The following is a 17,993-nucleotide window of genomic DNA, read 5'->3' on the forward strand; positions in this document are numbered from 1 at the left end:
AATGTATTAACATATCCATCATTTAAGGAACTTTCATATCGATTTTGTTTTCACATAACGTCTGCTTTTAGTTGTTCCTGTACATTCCAGATATCCTAATTCAACTAATTCATTAAGTAATTGCCTTGTTCTAGAACCCTTTAATCCAACCAACGCAGAAAGCTGATCTCTACTATAAAAAGTATCTTTCTTCATCACTTCAATAATTTGTTTATGTCTTTTTGTTAATATACCACCTTCTTTTTCTGCCGATTTTTCTGCCGATTTTTCTGCCGATTTTTTTCTTAATGCTTCGGCAAATTTCTCACTGTCAAACACCAAATCCTTATCAAATTTGAATTTTTCACCTATTATTGACAACGAATTTTGAATCTGTCCCAACTGATAGTCTGTTATTTTAGGTAATCCCTGAACAAATGCTTTCATTGCACCTTCTACCCCATCAATTTTAAGTGCATCGAGATTCCCGATTGATGTTTGTAACGCCTTAGCAATAGATTGTACATTTTCTTGATGAGTAGGTAAATTTGCAATTATCTGATTTTCCAGTCTTTGTAGGTTATCCATCCATGCCGGTACCATACTAAGTTTTAAAGTAACCTGATTTAGTATAGTATCTTCAATCAGCTCAGGTTTCACCCAGCCTTCAGCATCCCACGCTGCAACTATAGTAGGAAAACCAGAGCCAGCATTATCACCAAAGCCAACCATTCTAAGCATAGTCTGCATATGTGAGTTACGGGGTTTAGAATTACCGCCACGAAAAATATCTTCAATCGGCAGTTTAAGTATTCCCGGATTGGTAAATTCAAATGACTTATTCTTCTTTATTACCTTCAACGTACCCGCATCCATCAAATAATCTGCATGGATTATAAGATTAACAAATGCCTCTCTAATGGCTTTATGAAGCGGAGTTTCATCAATTCGTTGTATCCCTTCAAGCTTAAATGGCTTTGGTAAATCCTCAGTAAGTTTTGGCGTTACTTTAGAAAAGAAATTAAACAAATTATTCTCCCAAGTTCCATCATAGGTAATTCTATCGTTCCAGCGTACATCAATTGTAACTTTAGACTCTTCACGGTAATCCATGAAAATGTTAGAGAATCTTTCCCTTATAGCACGACCTGTACCGAACATTAAAAGACCTGCAACTGTAAGCCCTTCTACGCCGGTTTTACGATCACGATTGTACCCACCTAGCTGTTCAAGAAAGGCCTTATCATCCAATGGATTCCAGACATGTCCGTCATTTCTAATTTCAAAAATCTGACGATACTTTCTCAGGGTTTCTTTGTCAATGTCAGCCATAGTGTAGTGTTCCAAAATCGTTCCATCATTACCTTCCAAGCTCTGATCTCGAATCATACTTCTAGTCTCATGTTCTGTTGCATGATAATCACCATCGTGATTTCTCTTATATGTACCTTTGTACGGATTCTCACCAACATATACCGGACGCATATTAAAGTCGGCTCTAGGCACATGAATAACAAGAAGTTTTATATCCCCGTCTTCAACTACAAAAACATCTTCATCTTTTAAAACGTTAACATTTACTTTATTACCATTGATGGTGTTCCAAAAGTCCTCTTTTTGAGCCTCAGGATTTTTAATTCCTCGAATAATAAAACGTTCCTCCAGAACAGTTTTTGTTTTGTCTTCTATAACACCCAATATAATATATCCGCCCTTTGTATTTGCAAATGCAGAATATGATTCATATACAGATTTTGGCACATTTCCATCTGCTTTTTTGCATTCTATATCCACTTTTTCGCCCTGATATATAAGGCTTTTTAATTCCTGTATGTTCATTGCCACACCTTCTTCCATAAGACTATACTCTATATCTCTCTTTTAGGGAACTTTTATGTGTTTTTACCTTCAAAAAGTTCCCTAAGCTTCACCAGTCACACCCCAAATCCTTCTAAGCCTTAAATGTATCTTATATTCTTCCCAAACACAAATATTCTATAGGCGGTTTTCCCATCCAGACTATAGCCCGGCACATCATTTCGTATAAAAGGGATGAACATTTCTTTAAGCTTATTTTCCGCCTCCACAATCTCTTCCTCATCCATTGTAAAAGCTGCCAGGTGAGAGTCATCTACTTCTCCTTTAGAAATCTGCTCAAGTACATAGGAAACTGCTGCCTCCTCATTGTCAAAATGCTTTATTATATCCCTATGTCCTCTCTCTTCATAGCCATAGATAAAGTCGTTTCCGTCCCTATCCAAAAATAAACCCTCTAACGCCCTATATTTCCCAATTGAAAATGAGTCAAAGTTGTAGCATTCTTTCTCCATAAATTCTACCAGCTTATCAACGGTTTTTATCTTAGATGAGATATGACCAAACAAGATTCCACTTAAATAATTTCCTTTATCTGCGCCAACACAGTCAGTAGCAAGAGCCATTGGCGAAAACTGAGTCTCTCCTTTATTTGCTGTATCCATCAATAGAAGTACCGGATAAGGAGCATTTTCATTATCTCTTAAATCTATAGACCACTCACCGCCAAGATATCCTCTAAAAGTTTCGCCAATATATATTGTCAGATAGTCCAACATACTACTGTCATCAAGCAATTCGTTAGCATCCTGATAGTGACTTAGAATCCATCTTTCTAAATCATTAAGTGAAGCCATAGTATAATCAAGAAGCAAATGATTATTCCCTGCAAATTCCTGTGTGAATTTATCCATTTTATCGGGTATACAAGATATCCATTCCTTAAAATTTCCCTTTGTATCTGCCATAGTTTCATTCCCTCCGGCGGTCTGAGATTTTTCTGTCACTGCAAATTCTAAGTTGTCGAGTTATATAAACTTACCTAAGTGACGCTCCGAATGATAACATTTCAGACTCGCTCCGGCATCCGCTTCGCTCCGCCTAATGCGCTCGCTTAGAATTTATCATTCGGAGCTGGCACCTTAAATTTATACAAATAATAACTAGAATACCAAATGAAAGACAGCTACTCCCCCCAGCCCCCTTGTGGCTGATGTGTTTGTTTGCAATCATTCATCAATTAAACAGCCGGAGCTGATAATGCCTAAGCGAGCGCGTTAGGTTTTTCGTCATCATGTAAAAACTTAAAAGTAGCACCTTGCAGAAAAACCGGAGCGAGTCTGGACATTTATCAGTGAAGGCGTGACTTAGTTAGATAAACAAACACATCAGCCCTACAACTTAGAATTTGAGTATTTAAAAATTTCTTCCAGCATATCTTCCCTTTAGGGAACTTTATATCATTTATATTATCAAAAAGTTCCCTAAATTTCGACCGACAACCTCGTTCTATCCGGATTATAGCTTTCCTCGACAACAGGCGCTATCTTTGATAGCAGTATGGCTATCTTGGGGCAGTCTTTATAGTTCTTTTTTAAGCATAATAATTTCACTTGTTCTGTATTCTTCAACAAATCCATTCTTTAGAAATATCTTAACCGCTAGATTATCTATTGCGATATCGTCATACAACAGCTTTATGCCATTTTGTTTAGCAGCACTACATAACAAATCCAATCCAATACTGCCATAGCCTTTTTTTCTATATGGTGCATAGACTATAACATCAGCTATATAAAGGTTTCGATTGCTATCGTAATGATAGGCAATCTCTCCAATAAAATGACCAGCGTTATCCTTCAAATATCTGAAATAACGCTTGCCCTCATGATTTACAATCCAAAAATCATACCAGCCAAGCCACTCCTCTTTAGGAAAAGGAATTGTACCTCCCCAAGCGTGGTTATACGACATGGTTTCCGTATCTGCCATCATTTTCTGGCGAAACCAAAGATCTTCCAAAGATGGTGTATATAGCGTGATGAGGTTTTCCCATTCGTCTTTTGTTAATAGGCTTACATGTCCATTTCTTATTTCGCCCAACAGCGGAACCGGCACATCTTCAGTAGCCCATTGGTACTTGAACCCAAGCTTTTCCTGAACACGCTTTGATTTCTCGTTGCCATCATAATAGCCACACCAGATGCGAACAAGGTTCAGATCCTCAAAGGCATGACGCAGCAGCTCTCTTCCCGCCTCAGGCACAAGACCCTGTCCCCAATAATTAACTCCCAGCCAATAACCAAGCTCCGCTTCATCATCCTTTTCTGCAAGATCGTTGTGGTGAAAGCCGATGCTGCCAATTGGAAGTCCTGTTTCCTTCAGTACAATAGCGTAGGTCTCCGGTGCCATCAGCACATCCCGGATGACCTGTCGGCTGTTCTCTTCACTTGTATGCACAGGCCACCCTGCAACCGGACCTACTCGTGGATCTTTTGCGTATTTATAGCATTCCTTAGCATCCGTTTCTTCCCACGGACGAAGGATAAGTCTCTCTGTTTCTAAAATCATATCTACCTTTCCTCTCTCTTTGTAGCTGGAAGTAGCTCTTGCTCACCATGGTCTCAACTTTTTTACCTGCAAAATCTTATACTTCGATTATTCATTTTTTTAACTTATACTTTCGATTTCTATTTTCACCAACAGGGATAATATCTTCCATCTTTGATAGAATTACTCGTGTTCTCTCAGCGCTTAATTCAATTATGCTTTTCGCTTCAGAACAGAACTGTAAAGCTTTTTCCTCAATGCTAAAATCATAATTTTGTGTTTCGTCTAGTACCTGATTCACTTTAACTTGTGCATTAACTTGTGCATTTTTAGATTTAACTTGTGCATCAACTGGTTCATACCAATTTTCTTTGAACTCAAACCATCCACTCAGTATGGTGATACTTATTCGCCTTGAATGCTACAGCGCTTGAAGAAAACTCTGCTCTCTATTCCCTTCTAGAGATAACCTCACCACACTCTCCACATGCACCCCCCTCGAGAACTGATCCACCGCCTGTACCTTATCCAGTCTATACCCTCCATCCCCACAAAGCACCTTCAAGTCCCTCGCAAGTGTAGCAGGATCGCAGGACACATAAACCACCCTGCTTGGCTTATAATTCATTATCGTCTCAAGGAGCTTTTCATCACAGCCCTTTCTTGGCGGGTCTACTACTATTACATCAGGCTTTGGAAGTTTTTTAGCCTCATCCTCTGCCTTGCCCACTGTGAAATACACATTCGACATTCCATTTAATTTAGCATTCTCCCTCGCATTTACCACTGCTGCCTCTACAATCTCCACTCCGTAGACTTCCTTTGCCTTCTTAGCTAAAAACAGACTTATGGTACCGATGCCGCAGTAGAGATCCCAAACCACTTCTTCTCCGGTAAGTCCTGCAAACTCCAAAGCCTTACCATAGAGCTTCATTGTCTGTGCGGGATTTACCTGATAGAATGAAAACGGAGATATCTTAAACTTAACATCCTCTATCATATCCACTATGTAAGGCTTCCCGTAGATACATCTAAGCTCATCTCCGAATATCACATTGGTAACCTTCTTATTTACATTTACGCAAATGCTTGTTATCCTTACATCACTCCTGCCCTCAAATGCCTTAAGCACCATAGCTGTAAACTCATCAGCCTTTGGCAGTACATCTCCGTTTATTACTACGCAGATGCCTATTTCACCTGTAGCAAAACCCTTCCTAGTCATAATGTGGCGCACCAAACCCCTAGCCTTTTCAGGTTTTTTCGTCTTTGGATTTATTTTTTCCTCGTAGGCAGAGATTTTATACTTCTTCATAAATGCCATAAGGGTATCCAAAATAAGCTCATTCTCCTCAAACTGAATGTAGCATTTGGTCGTATCCACTATCTCGTGGCTCCTCTTTGCATAAAAGCCCGTAACTATCTCACCCGCTTTATTCACACCAACAGGAAACTGAGCCTTATTCCTATAATGCATAATCTCTTCACAACCGATTATAGGAAGCATAGGTATCTCTTCATCGCTAAAACCACCTATACGCTTTATGCAGTTGAACACCTTCTCCTGCTTGAACTTAAGCTCTGCCTCGTACGAAAGTTGCTGGAACTGACAGCCTCCACATCTCTTTGAAATGGGACAGACAGGCTCTATCCTATCTGTTGACGGCTCTATGATACGCTCACATCTTGCATATCCATAGTTTTTTCCTGCCTTTACCACCCTAGCCTCTATCCTATCCCCCGGAACTGTATCCTTCACAAAGAGGGTATAACCATTTGCATGTGCTATACCCTCTCCCTCACTTCCAATTGCCTCAATCTGAAGTTCTAAAATATCATTTTTTTCAAACATATTATTCCTTATTCTTTGTAGCTATTCTTATATTCGACTCAAAAAACTTGTTGTAACCAAGCCAATCCGTTCTGCCCTCATTTACTTCCAAAAGCTCGGTAAATGTCTCCATCTTCGCATCCATGTTGTCAGCAAGGCTGAGTGCAAAGGCTTCCATAAGTGCAGGCATCTTAGGCGAACCAAATTCCAGAGAGCCGTGGTGAGATAAAATGCAGTGAATAAGCTCATCTGCCAGTCTTTTTGGAAAATTTTCAATGCTGTTAATCTTCTCATTTATCATATTTGCACCAATGTAAATATGACCTAGAAGCTGGCCTGAGTCAGTATATTCATTAGTTGGAAATCCGCTAAGCTCAACCATCTTACCTATGTCGTGCAGTGGTGCTGCAGTTATAAGCAGGTCTCTGTTAATCATAGGATATTGATTAGACATAAAATCACAGACCTTTACCACCCCTAAAGAATGCTCCAAAAGCCCGCCCACAAAGCTGTGGTGAACTGTCTTTGCCGCAGAATGATTCTTAAACTTCTCTGCAAATTCCTTGTCCCTGAAAAATGCATCCAATAACTTTTTATAATAAGGATTCTTTACTGTATCGATGATGTCTAAAAGCTTCCCATACATCTCATCTCTATCGTACCTCGAAGTAGGTATGTAGTCCGCTAGGTCATATTCGCCTTCACCACATCTTCTGGCTCTGATAATTTTGCCCTGCAAAGCTCCCATATAGATAGAAACCTGTCCCTGAACACAGACAAAGTCACCACCCGCAAAGTCCTCAATTCCATTTGAATTCGTATCCCATACCTTAGCATCAAGACTGCCTGTTTTATCCTGCAAAGTCATTGAATAATATGGTTTGTCATTTTTACTTCTAAGTTCCTTCTTCTCCTTACAGTAATAGATGCCGTTTAACTGCTCTCCGTCCTTAATATCCTTTATATATCTCATTTTATACCCCTGCTGTCTCCTATCTCTACTTCTAATTCTATTTTCTTACCCTCATTCCTTGTTACCCTGTAAATGAGGACTTTTACCTTATTCTTTGGCTTTTTACTTTCAAGGAAGCTCTCATAGTCGCTCATATTTTCAATGTGTACGCCGTCCATCTCGTATATTATATCGCCTTCCTTAAAGCCCGCATCATCCGCAGGAGAACCCTTGGTGACGCTGTCTACCATTACTCCTCCTGATATTCCTGTCTTCTCCTCAGCTCCGTCAAAAGCCTTGGACTTGATTCCTATATAAGGCAGGGGCTCATCATTCATCATTTTCTCAAGTAAGGTCATTATCTTTGAAATGTTAATTATCTGAGTTACATCCTGATTTCCCTTATAATATATGCCTACGACATTTCCATCAAAATCAACAAAGACAGCATCTCCGTTCTTAGCTATATCTATATCTGTAAACTGCGAATCAAAGCTGTAGTCATCTTCTATCAGGGACGTCTCAGCACCTGTTATAACTCCCGGTAATACTGAATAGATGTTTCCATTCGGATTACCTATAGCCATAATAGGCTCACCTATGCTCTTGTAGCTAATTCCTCCAAACTTAAGAGGTTCAATATCATCCTTCTTTGCAATTCCCTTTAGATTGACCATCACAAGAGCAAGCTCCAAATTAACCGAATAATTCTTAATTATCCCCTCTGCAAGGAAGCCCTGCTTAAACTTTACCTTTATATTATCAGCAGACTTAATGCTCTTATAATCCGTTAATATATAAGCCTCGTCGTTCTGAACCGCAATTATATATCCTGCAGCTTTATTTACAGCGTCATAAGGATTTTCAAACCAGTCCTTTCCCTTTACCACAGATTGCACTTCAACTACAGACTGATTTTGCTCGTTTGCTAACTTACCAAACTGACTTAGAGCCTGCTTATAGTCGGATAGATCAGCAGAAACTCTTTTCTCAATTATCTTAACCTGCTTTTTATCCGCCTCAGGCTTACTTTCCTTAGCTTCCTTTACTGAACTTTCAGTAGCTATCGAAGCTCCGCTTACCACTTCTTCATTTTTTCTAAGCTCAATCAAGTGATTTTTCTTAAATAAGTTAAAATGCGGAAGCACCTCACCTGTAACTTCAAATATAATTCTTTCCGTAGCTCCGAAAACAACACCCAAAAATAAAACTACAATTAAGCCAATAAAAAATTTCTTAACAGGATGCATCTTCTTTTGAACTATTTTTTCGTTAATGAATTTATAATCCTTATCATCGCTCATAATCATACCCCTGGTTTACTAATTGTAAATACAAACTCAGTTCCTGCGTTTTCAGTGCTGATTACATCTATTTCTTCTCCATGCGACTGGATAATCTCCTTAACTATAGCCAGTCCCAAGCCGCTGCCCTTCTTGTCCTTCCCCCTCGAAGTATCCGTTTTATAAAACCTCTCCCATATTTTCTTAAGACTTTCCTTAGGTATACCAATGCCATAATCTTTAACGGATACTATTACCTTATTTCCCTTAGATTTTGTAGTTATATTTATATCTGAATCGTTGTGGCTGAACTTTATAGCATTGTCAATCAGATTGTAAAATACCTGCTCAATCTTTCCCTTGTCAGCCATTACAATGGACTCATCCCCTTCAAATATAAGATTCAGCGAAATATGCTTGTCTCTGCATTTTCCTTCAAATGCCTCCACTGTCTGCTTTATCATACTATGCAGATCAAACTCTCTGATATCTAAAAGAGCCTGATGACTGTCAAACTTGTTAAGCTCAATCAACCCGCTTGTAAGCTTTGTAAGTCTATCTGTTTCAAAGCAAATGGTACTTAGATACTTGTTGTAAAGCTCAGGAGGAATAGTTCCATCCATCATTGCCGTAGCAAAGCCCTTTATAGAGGTAAGCGGTGAGCGAAAATCATGAGAAATATTTGAAATAAATTTTCTCTGATATTCTTCCATAAGACTCAGTTCTTTAGCCATATATTCAATGGTGTCCATCAAATCCCTAAATTCATCGTGTCTGTTCTCCTCAGTGGCAAATACATAGTCAAAATTTCCTCTGGCATATTCTCTGGCAGCCTTAATTACCGCTCTTAAAGGAATAATCGATATCCTATAAAGAAATAGCAGGGCTACGAGAAATACTACTCCAAGTATCAAAAAGCAAATATTCAAGGTATCTATACTATACGAGGCGTCCTTTTCAAGCTCAGATAAACTCATTGAAAGCACCACATAGCCCTTAAGTACAAAGTCTATATCAATAGGGGAAATTACCGCCACTATAGCTTTATTAGATAATTCCTTGATATTGCCACCCACATATGAATCCTTCTCTAAGAACCAGGCAGGAAGTCTTCTTCTCTCATTCTTATCGTTAAAAGAAGTTCCTCTTGTATCAGAAACTACTTCACCTACAACATTTATTATCATTATTCTTGCATCTGCAAATGTATCAATAGTCTTTAGCCCATTGTCTACGTCAAAAAGAGACATATTTCCGGAATAATATCCCTTCATGTAGTCGCTTGTTATAGTCTCTGCCTCAATCTTCATAGATCTTATATTGTCATTTATAATCCCATTTCTGATACGCCCTGCTCCTACTGTGTTTAGTATAATAAGGGAACTAATAACTATTAGGAGGTAGCAAACCAGGTACTTAAAAAACAGATTTGCTTTCATAAAAATGCACCTTCACCCATTGTTAATACACTTAACTACAGTATAGCGAAATTTGATGTATTTTACAATAATTATGTGATTTTATTTATGTTTAACAATTAGTTTTTTGCATCTGGATATTCATTGCATAAAAGCCTGTATGGAGGCTCATCTTCTTCAATTTTGGGAAATCTTCCGATTTTCTCATAGAACCTATTATCTGTTTCATCATCATTGCACTGCGAAACTTCGCCAATAAGCACACTTCCACTGCTAGGAACTACATGGAATTCATGATAAAGATAAGGAGTTATAGTTATGCTTTCACCCGGTTTTAGCTCAACCATGCCACCCGCCTTTATAGTGTATTCTCTTCCATCGGAATGTACTATTACATCTGTGTCCAAAAGATTTCCATCTTTGTCGGAGTTATACAGTTTAATAAGCATGGTACCTCCTCCCCTGTTTATTATATCCTCCGACTTAAACCAATGAAAATGCATTGGTGCCATCATATTATCTCTTAAAAAGAGGATTTTCTCTGCATATACTTTTTTATATTTCGGATTATGCTGGTTTCCATTTCTTATAGTAAAAAGTCCAAATCCAACCTTATTAAAGTCACCCAACCCAAAGTCAGTTATATCCCATCCCAGCCTATTATCTCTTATCTCATCATACTCCCTTCCTTTGGTTTCCCATTCTTTTGGTGTCCAATCTGCGAAAGGGGGCAGTTTAAAACCATTTTCATTTATAAGTACTTCCATTTCTTTTATTATATTATTGATTTCTGAACGCTTCATTCTATTTCCTCCTATTTCGATATATATTCCTGTACCTTTCTTTGGATAATCCTCATTGCATTGTCCAAGTCTACATCCTGAGTATAATAATTGTTTATTTCTGCATCTGCTATCTGTATAGCGCCTTCATATCTTTCAAATTTTGGCTTTACACTTCCACTATCTATGACTTTTCCAATAAATTCTCCATCAATATCCTTTATAAGATTTTTATCTTCAGTTACAGAATGTAATACAGATGCTGCTGGTGCATTTAAAAACATATCTTTTTGAACTTCTTCATTTCCTGTCATATATTTTAGAAATTCCCAAGATAATTCCTTATGTTTGCTATCTTTTCCCATCCCTATATTTAAGCTGTCAACCACTGAAGAATTACTTCCTTTTTTACCTTTTGGGAGAGTTATACAGTCCCATTGAAAATCAGTATATTTTTTAATTTTATATGGGTATGCCTTATAAGTTCTATACTCCGCATAGCTAAGTGGCATAAAGGCAACTTTGCCCTTATCAAAAAGCTCTTTTGTGACTTTTTGGTTTTCATCTAATTCACTTAATGCTTTGGTAAATTTAATAGCTTCCTGTAGTTTGGTGCTAGTAAAATAACACTGCTTACCATCATTTGAAAACAACCTAGCTCCGTTAGAGACTGCTGCCTCCTGCCAACTATACTTAAATATCCCAAACTGGTCTATAATTCCATCTCCATCTAAATCCTTCGTTATTTTTTTGCAGACATAATATAAGTCATCAAAAGTATAATCTTTATTGGGAATATCTATACCCTCTTTATTCAACAGAGTTTTATTTACAAACATAAGGTACGGAACGGTCTCAAAGGGCAATGCATATTGTACATTTGCTATTTTCCCCGATTTTAATGCAGTTTCGTAATATCTATTAGCATCAAATTCCTTATCCTTTTTCAAATAATCATCCAGATTTTCCAGTATTTCAAGCTCTGCAAAGCGGTTGAAGTCTTCGTCCTTTATCATCATGACATCAGGTGCATCCCCTTTTAGTATCTTACCACTAAGCCACTCCGAATAATCTTCCTTAGGTATACCACTTACGTAATGCACCTTTACCCCTGGATGCTTTTTCTCAAATCTATCAATAGCCCTGTCTATAAAGCTATAACTATCCTGTATTTCCACATTCCAATTACTACCATTAAACATAGCAAATTCTAGAATCACAGGTCTTTGATTTAACCAAATGACATATGACAATATAACAATGGCAGTAATTATCATCTCTATTACTAATATTTTCTTCTTAATCAAGCAAATCTCCTATCTTAATGGCTTCTATGTGACTGTATCGCCCAAATCGCAAGCTGAGTTCTGTCTCTTAAAGACAGCTTTTCAAGAATAACTGACAGATAGTTTCTTACTGTTCCCTCTGACAAAGCAAGAGTCTCTGAAATCTCTTTATTAGATTTTCCCTTTGCCACCTCGTCTATTATTTTCCACTCACCTGCGGTTATATCTTTGACCTGAAAGTCTTCGATTTTTATTAGCGATTCATCCTTAGCCATATCTGAGAAAAATTTCAATACCTTTGTTGCAACATCAGGATTAATCATTGACTGTCCCTGATGTGCAGCCCTTATAGCCTCCTGTAGTCCTTCCATGCTTACTCCCTTTAGCAAATAGCCACTAGCTCCAAATCTCAAGGCATTATAAACATACTCATCATCATCAAAAGTTGTAAGTATAATAATTTTTATATCCGGATATCCTTCCTTAACCATCTGAGTACACTGAACTCCATCAACTTTGGGCATTCTAATATCCATAAGTATAACGTCCGGTTTATTTTTTCTTATGCTCTGAATGACCTCAAGTCCATTTGCTACTGCATCAGTAACCTCAAAATCTTCTTTACTGTTTAATACAATTTTGAGGCTTTCTCTAATCATTTCCTGATCATCTGCAACCAATACTTTAATCATATTCTTTACCCCATCTTATGGGAACCACTGCCTCTACCACAAAGCCATCCTTATTGGTAAAGTTAACAGTTCCATTCAACATTTCTACTCTTTCTTTCATATGTCTTGTTCCAAAGCCTTCTTTAATTTCAGTGCAACCTATACCATTATCTGATATTTTCAAATATATTTCAAACTGTCTTTTTTCAAGTAAAACCGTTATTTTCGTAGCCATTCCATGCCTTATCGCATTGGTAATGCATTCCTGTACAATTCTATAGATTGCATTTTCTTCATCCTCGTCTAATTTCAGCTCTTTTTCATTGCAATAATAATCTACCTCAACCCCCATAACCTTTCTTGTATTTTCAATGAGGTTGTACAGGGCTTGGTTTAGATTCAGCCTCTCTAAAGTATCAGGTCTTAGAGAACTTACTGAAGCCCTAATATCTTCAACTCCTTTACGGCTAATCTCTGAAATCAATTTTAGTTGCTCTCTTAAGATTTCAGGCGAGTCTTTTGCAAGTGCTATACAAGCGTCTATTCCAGCAATTATTCCTGTTAAAGTGTGCCCCATGGTATCATGAATTTCCCTAGCTATACGGTTTCTTTCTCTTATTTCTGCCAATTTTTCATTTTCTTCAACCATGCATTCAAGTTCTTTATTAACTTTGATAAGATTGCTATTGGCAAGTGATAACTGCTCGTATAAATCCTTTGTTTTCTTTATTGTTTCATCCTTTTTCATTATAATAAAAAGGCAGCATGCAAAAAATGCAATTATTGTCATAATGTTTAGTATATTATAAGTGAGATAGAAGTAGCTCTGCTCATCCTTAGAATATACCGAAATATAATCTGCAATGTTATAATTTTTTAGCCACATAGATGCAAGGTTTTTATCTGTAATTACATAGCTGATTACCCCTCCTCCAATGTATAATACTGAGAAGCGGCTCTTTATAAGATGTGCAAGGAAGTTTGTAAATACCCATAACAAAACCCCATTATAATTAAAGTTTAATAAAATAATAATACGAAATGCTATTAAATAATCTACAACAAGAGTAATCGTTATTATTTTTTTTACTTTTTTACCAAAATAGGTCCTAAGCCCAAATGTAACTCCAAACATTAGCATGTAAAAAATAGTTTTTTGTGCCAAAACCTCAGCATTGCCTGGTAGTCCACTTATTTCAGCAATAAATTCCCTTGCACCAAAGTTAAGTGTTATCTTATCTATACTTAGGCATACAAACTGGGAAATCCAGATTGCTGTAGAAAAGCATATAAAATACATAAAGATAAGAATCTTGTTTGTTTTAATACTAAGAAGTTCATTTTCCATATCTATTGCCATTCATTTATATTGGTTTTATCCATATTTTCTTTAGTTACCATATCAACATCTATAGTAATATTTTTTTCAACTTTTTTATTCTTTAGATATTTATACGCTGTATCTGCTGCAGTTCTTCCCATGATTATAGGATGCTGTGCTGCAGTTCCAACCATGTATCCTTTTGATATTAACTGCTTGGCATACGGCGAACCATCTACTCCATATACCATTATCCCTTTTTCTGTCAGCTTATTTACCTCGAGCGCTGCAAGAGCACCAACAGCTGTTGGGTCATTATTTCCAAAAACAACATCAATATTAACTCCTGATTTAATAATCTTATCCATCTCCATGGTTGCAACTTCAATTTCTGAGCTCTTGTACGAATTGGCGACTATTTTGTACTCATCATGTCCTTTTATTCTATCTAAAAATCCCTTTCTTCTTACCTGGGTAGATTGCACATTGTAATGGGATAAAAGCACTATATTTGCTCCTTTGGGAAGCCTTTTCATCATATCTTCTGCCACAAGTTCACCTGCCCTGTAATTATCAGACTGAATAACAGAAACAACATTGGCTCTATCCTGAACCTCTGTATCTACAACAAATACTGCAACTTTAGCCTTCTTACAAGCTTCGAGTGCAGGCTCTATGGTCTTAGAATCGACAGGGTTGGCAAACAATACTTTAATACCTTCATCTATCATCTCAAGTATTTGTTGATTCTGTCTATCCTGACTTTGTGCAGGGTCTCTTGTAAGTAGTATATCTCCATTTGCTTCAATTACTTCTCTAAGGCTTTCATTAAGCACGGAAAAATAAGGATTATTCATAGTCATATAAGTAGCACCAAAAACTCTAGGTATATGCTTGTGAATACCATTATATGTTATTTTTAGCCCAATTAATACCGAAAAAAGAATAGCTCCTGAAATAATAGGAATTATCCAATCTTTAAGGTATGTTCTTATGTTATTTTTCATGTTACCTCTAAAACAAAGGGGTGAGTCATCCTCACCCCTTTTATATTATTTATTCTTTTTAAGTGTACGGATATAGTCTAAGAATACTGCAAGGAGTATAACTACACCCTTTACCACTGTCTGCCAAAAAGAATTGACATTCATAAGGTTGAGTCCATTACTAAGTATACCTATAATCAGCGCACCAATCAAGGTACCTCCTAATTTACCTGAACCACCAGACATAGAAGTTCCACCAACTACAACCGCTGCGATTGCATCCATTTCTGCACCGTCACCAGCTGTAGGCTGTCCGGAGTACATTCGTGAAGCAAGGATAATACCTGCAAGACTCGCCATTATTCCGGAATATGCGTACACAAAAAATTTAACTTTTGATACATTAATACCTGAAAATCTAGCTGCCAATGGATTTCCACCTACTGCATATATATGTCTTCCCATCTTGGTTTTATTCATGATAAGTATAGATAGTATGAATACTATTACCATTATTATAACAGGAACAGGAATACTTGCAATATAACCGGCACCAAGCCACTGCCATTCTTTAGATACAACTCGTACAGGAGAACCACCTGTGTATACTCCCGCTAAACCTCTAGCAATGTTCATTGTTGCAAGTGTCACTATGAACGGTGGTATAGTTGTCTTTGAAATAACAAGACCATTAAATGCTCCAGAAACAACACCTATAACAATACCTATCAGCAAGGCCATCGGTATGCTCATTCCATTCCTTGAAACTAAGCCGGCTGAAATAACACCTGTCAGAGCTATAACTGAACCAACTGACAAGTCAATTCCACCCAGTATAATAACCATAGTCATTCCACAAGCTAAAAGCATATTGGTAGAAATCTGTCTCAATACATTCATCATATTTTTCACAGTTGGAAAAGTTCCACTTGTTCCCGGAAAAATAGATAAGAATATGCATAAAATAACCAGTGCCACCATTATTCCCATATTCTCCTTAAAGAATACAGCTACCTGGTTGGCAGATACCGCCTTGCTGTTGGATGTAACAATTTTTTTATCTTCCATCTTATTCACCTCTGTTTTTAGATTGCTGCAAGATGCATGATACTTTCCTGAGATATTTCTTCCCTGCTTATGCATCCTCTTACTACTCCACCTGCCATTACATATACCCTGTCACTCATATTAATAATTTCAGGCAATTCCGATGAAATCATTATAATAGAAACTCCCGTTTTTACGAGATTATTCATTATCGCGTATATTTCTGATTTGGCTCCTACATCAATTCCTCTTGTCGGTTCATCCAATATCAGCACCTTAGGCTTTGTAGCCAGCCACCTTCCTATCATCACCTTCTGCTGATTTCCACCAGAAAGATTTCCTATTTCCTGTGCCTGCGATGGAGTCTTGGTAGACATAAGTTCTATATATTTCTGAGTAATTTCAGTTTCTCTTTTGTCATTAACCCTAAACTTGCCTATAAACTCCTTAAGTACCTCAATTGTAGTATTATATTTAACACTTTGTACAAGGTATAATCCCTGCTCCTTACGGCTCTCTGGAACCAGCGCAAGCCCATATTTAATGGCATCTTCAGGATTATTTATTTCTACTTTATTTCCTTGTATATATATTTCACCCGTCACATTTTGTGTGAGACCAAAAATAGCCTGCATTGTTTCACTTCTTCCTGCTCCTACAAGTCCCGCAAATCCAACAATCTCACCTTTTCTTATATTAAAATCGACACCGTTTACCTTGTCTCCATCAGAAAGCCCAACTACCTTTAGTATTTCTTCTCCTGGCGTGCCATAGTCTCTTACATAATAATTAGTCAGAGTTCTTCCAACCATCATTGCTATAAGCTCGTCTTTAGCTGTTTCCTTTACATTCTTAGTACCAACATATTCACCGTCACGCATGACTGTAACTCTATCACATATCTCATCAAGTTCACTCATTTTATGAGATATATAAACTATTCCAACTCCTTTTTTAGTCAAATCTCTCATTATCTTAAATAGGTTTTCTACTTCTTTATCACTTATAGAAGAAGTTGGCTCATCCATTACCAATATCTTAGAATTTACTGATACTGCTTTGGTTATTTCCACCATCTGTTGCTTGGCTATAGGAAGATCCTTAATTAGACTTCTTGCATCTATATCCATTCCCAAATCATCTAAAATCTTCTGTGCATTTTTAGTCATTTCTGATCTATTTACAAATATACCACTTCCAACCTCACGTCCCAGATAAATGTTTTCGGCTACACTCATATGTGGCACCAATACCAGTTCTTGGTGAATAATAGCAATTCCATTCTGCTCCGCATCTTGAACACTTGCTATGCTTACATTCTTGCCTTCAATCTCAATATCACCCTCTTCAGCATGATATATACCACCAAGTACCTTAATCAAGGTAGATTTACCGGCTCCATTTTCACCAAGTAAGGCATGTACTTCTCCACTCTTTAACTCAAAGTTAACATTTTTTAATGCATAAACTCCGGGAAAGCGTTTATTAATGTTTTTCATTCTAAGAATAATATTATCGCTCAACTAATCATCCCCTTACTCTATAAATTTACATGAAATCTTCATGGTTCTTCCAAAACCAAATAACCCATTTTTTTCATATAGGTACCAAACTCCTTTGGCATCTACATACAGATATAAAAACTTTAATAGTTTGTAAAAAAAGGTGCTAACTCCTTCCCTCCGGACGAAGAAAGCACCTTTGCTTCCTAATACAACTTATTATTATTAAAATTTACTGCCAACCATCTGTGCCATAGTCTTTTACATTATCTGCAGTAATAAGGAAGGTATCTACCGGATATTCTTTATCTACAGCCTTTCCTTCTACATGATTATACATAATCTCAACTGCCTTTTCTGCAATTGCCACTGGAGACTGGGCACCTGTTCCTTCTATAAGTGATGTTCCAGAAGCAAGTTCTTTCTTGATATCAGGAGATCCATCAATACCATAAATGAAACATTTACCCTTCTTGATACCTGCTGCATTAGCTGCTGCAAGCGCTCCAAGAGCTGTAGGATCATTTCCTCCGAAAATAGCAACTACATCACTATGTGCTTGAAGTAAGT

Annotated in this window: 15 protein-coding genes; all 15 read right to left on the reverse strand. The window is 37.2% G+C overall.

Annotation, left to right across the window (positions count from 1 at the left end):
* Positions 1–33: 33 nt before the first annotated feature.
* Positions 34–1,836 (reverse strand): RNA-binding domain-containing protein, encoded by a 1,803-nt coding sequence (locus ACO6HM_RS09610; protein ID WP_485390829.1) that lies wholly within the window; start codon positions 1,834–1,836, stop codon positions 34–36.
* A 101-nt stretch (positions 1,837–1,937) separates the two neighbouring features.
* A complete protein-coding gene (locus ACO6HM_RS09615; protein WP_485390830.1) occupies positions 1,938–2,762 on the reverse strand; it encodes a hypothetical protein in 825 nt (274 codons plus the stop codon).
* 613 nt (positions 2,763–3,375) lie between these two features.
* Entirely contained in the window at positions 3,376–4,365 is a 990-nt protein-coding gene (locus tag ACO6HM_RS09620) for a GNAT family N-acetyltransferase (RefSeq protein WP_485390831.1), read from the reverse strand.
* 400 nt (positions 4,366–4,765) lie between these two features.
* Positions 4,766–6,196, reverse strand: a complete 1,431-nt coding sequence (gene rlmD / locus ACO6HM_RS09625; protein ID WP_485390832.1) for a 23S rRNA (uracil(1939)-C(5))-methyltransferase RlmD — start codon at positions 6,194–6,196, stop codon at positions 4,766–4,768.
* Position 6,197: 1 nt separating this feature from the next.
* A complete protein-coding gene (locus ACO6HM_RS09630) occupies positions 6,198–7,148 on the reverse strand; it encodes a 3'-5' exoribonuclease YhaM family protein (RefSeq protein WP_485378802.1) in 951 nt (316 codons plus the stop codon).
* Positions 7,145–8,431: a S1C family serine protease gene (locus tag ACO6HM_RS09635; RefSeq protein WP_485390833.1), complete on the reverse strand. Its 1,287-nt coding sequence runs from the start codon at positions 8,429–8,431 to the stop codon at positions 7,145–7,147. The genes ACO6HM_RS09630 and ACO6HM_RS09635 overlap by 4 nt, the downstream gene beginning before the upstream one ends.
* A 2-nt stretch (positions 8,432–8,433) precedes the next feature.
* Complete coding sequence (locus tag ACO6HM_RS09640; protein ID WP_485390834.1) at positions 8,434–9,849, reverse strand: sensor histidine kinase; 1,416 nt, start codon at positions 9,847–9,849, stop codon at positions 8,434–8,436.
* Between the two features lie 98 nt (positions 9,850–9,947).
* Positions 9,948–10,631 (reverse strand): D-lyxose/D-mannose family sugar isomerase, encoded by a 684-nt coding sequence (locus ACO6HM_RS09645; protein ID WP_485390835.1) that lies wholly within the window; start codon positions 10,629–10,631, stop codon positions 9,948–9,950.
* Positions 10,632–10,642: 11 nt separating this feature from the next.
* Positions 10,643–11,917, reverse strand: a complete 1,275-nt coding sequence (locus ACO6HM_RS09650; protein WP_485390836.1) for an ABC transporter substrate-binding protein — start codon at positions 11,915–11,917, stop codon at positions 10,643–10,645.
* Between the two features lie 14 nt (positions 11,918–11,931).
* The gene (locus tag ACO6HM_RS09655; RefSeq protein WP_485390837.1) at positions 11,932–12,588 is read right to left on the reverse strand and encodes a response regulator transcription factor; all 657 of its coding nucleotides are present in this window, start codon (positions 12,586–12,588) and stop codon (positions 11,932–11,934) included.
* Entirely contained in the window at positions 12,581–13,915 is a 1,335-nt protein-coding gene (locus ACO6HM_RS09660; RefSeq protein ID WP_485390838.1) for a sensor histidine kinase, read from the reverse strand. Before ACO6HM_RS09660 ends, ACO6HM_RS09655 begins: the two co-directional genes overlap by 8 nt.
* A gap of 2 nt (positions 13,916–13,917) precedes the next feature.
* On the reverse strand, positions 13,918–14,895 hold the full coding sequence (locus ACO6HM_RS09665; RefSeq protein WP_485390839.1) for a substrate-binding domain-containing protein: 978 nt from the start codon (positions 14,893–14,895) through the stop codon (positions 13,918–13,920).
* A 45-nt stretch (positions 14,896–14,940) separates the two neighbouring features.
* Positions 14,941–15,864 carry an ABC transporter permease gene (locus tag ACO6HM_RS09670; RefSeq protein WP_485390843.1) on the reverse strand — a complete coding sequence of 308 codons (924 nt, stop codon included), beginning with the start codon at positions 15,862–15,864 and terminating at the stop codon, positions 14,941–14,943.
* Between the two features lie 95 nt (positions 15,865–15,959).
* A complete protein-coding gene (locus tag ACO6HM_RS09675) occupies positions 15,960–17,444 on the reverse strand; it encodes a sugar ABC transporter ATP-binding protein (protein ID WP_485390840.1) in 1,485 nt (494 codons plus the stop codon).
* A gap of 211 nt (positions 17,445–17,655) precedes the next feature.
* A partial coding sequence (locus ACO6HM_RS09680) for a substrate-binding domain-containing protein (RefSeq protein WP_485390841.1) occupies positions 17,656–17,993 on the reverse strand: 338 nt, incomplete at its 5' end.

It is taken from the genome of Catonella sp. (genome assembly GCF_057250765.1).

Excerpts from the sequence above, each read along its gene's own strand:
- ACO6HM_RS09620 (WP_485390831.1), bottom strand. The coding sequence starts at position 4,365 with ATGATTTTAGAAACAGAGAGACTTATCCTTCGTCCGTGGGAAGAAACG.
- ACO6HM_RS09640 (WP_485390834.1), bottom strand. The coding sequence starts at position 9,849 with ATGAAAGCAAATCTGTTTTTTAAGTACCTGGTTTGCTACCTCCTAATA.
- ACO6HM_RS09660 (WP_485390838.1), bottom strand. The coding sequence starts at position 13,915 with ATGGAAAATGAACTTCTTAGTATTAAAACAAACAAGATTCTTATCTTT.
- ACO6HM_RS09635 (WP_485390833.1), bottom strand. The coding sequence starts at position 8,431 with ATGAGCGATGATAAGGATTATAAATTCATTAACGAAAAAATAGTTCAA.
- ACO6HM_RS09630 (WP_485378802.1), bottom strand. The coding sequence starts at position 7,148 with ATGAGATATATAAAGGATATTAAGGACGGAGAGCAGTTAAACGGCATC.
- ACO6HM_RS09665 (WP_485390839.1), bottom strand. The coding sequence starts at position 14,895 with ATGAAAAATAACATAAGAACATACCTTAAAGATTGGATAATTCCTATT.
- ACO6HM_RS09645 (WP_485390835.1), bottom strand. The coding sequence starts at position 10,631 with ATGAAGCGTTCAGAAATCAATAATATAATAAAAGAAATGGAAGTACTT.
- ACO6HM_RS09655 (WP_485390837.1), bottom strand. The coding sequence starts at position 12,588 with ATGATTAAAGTATTGGTTGCAGATGATCAGGAAATGATTAGAGAAAGC.
- ACO6HM_RS09670 (WP_485390843.1), bottom strand. The coding sequence starts at position 15,864 with ATGGGAATAATGGTGGCACTGGTTATTTTATGCATATTCTTATCTATT.
- ACO6HM_RS09615 (WP_485390830.1), bottom strand. The coding sequence starts at position 2,762 with ATGGCAGATACAAAGGGAAATTTTAAGGAATGGATATCTTGTATACCC.
- rlmD (WP_485390832.1), bottom strand. The coding sequence starts at position 6,196 with ATGTTTGAAAAAAATGATATTTTAGAACTTCAGATTGAGGCAATTGGA.
- ACO6HM_RS09610 (WP_485390829.1), bottom strand. The coding sequence starts at position 1,836 with ATGGAAGAAGGTGTGGCAATGAACATACAGGAATTAAAAAGCCTTATA.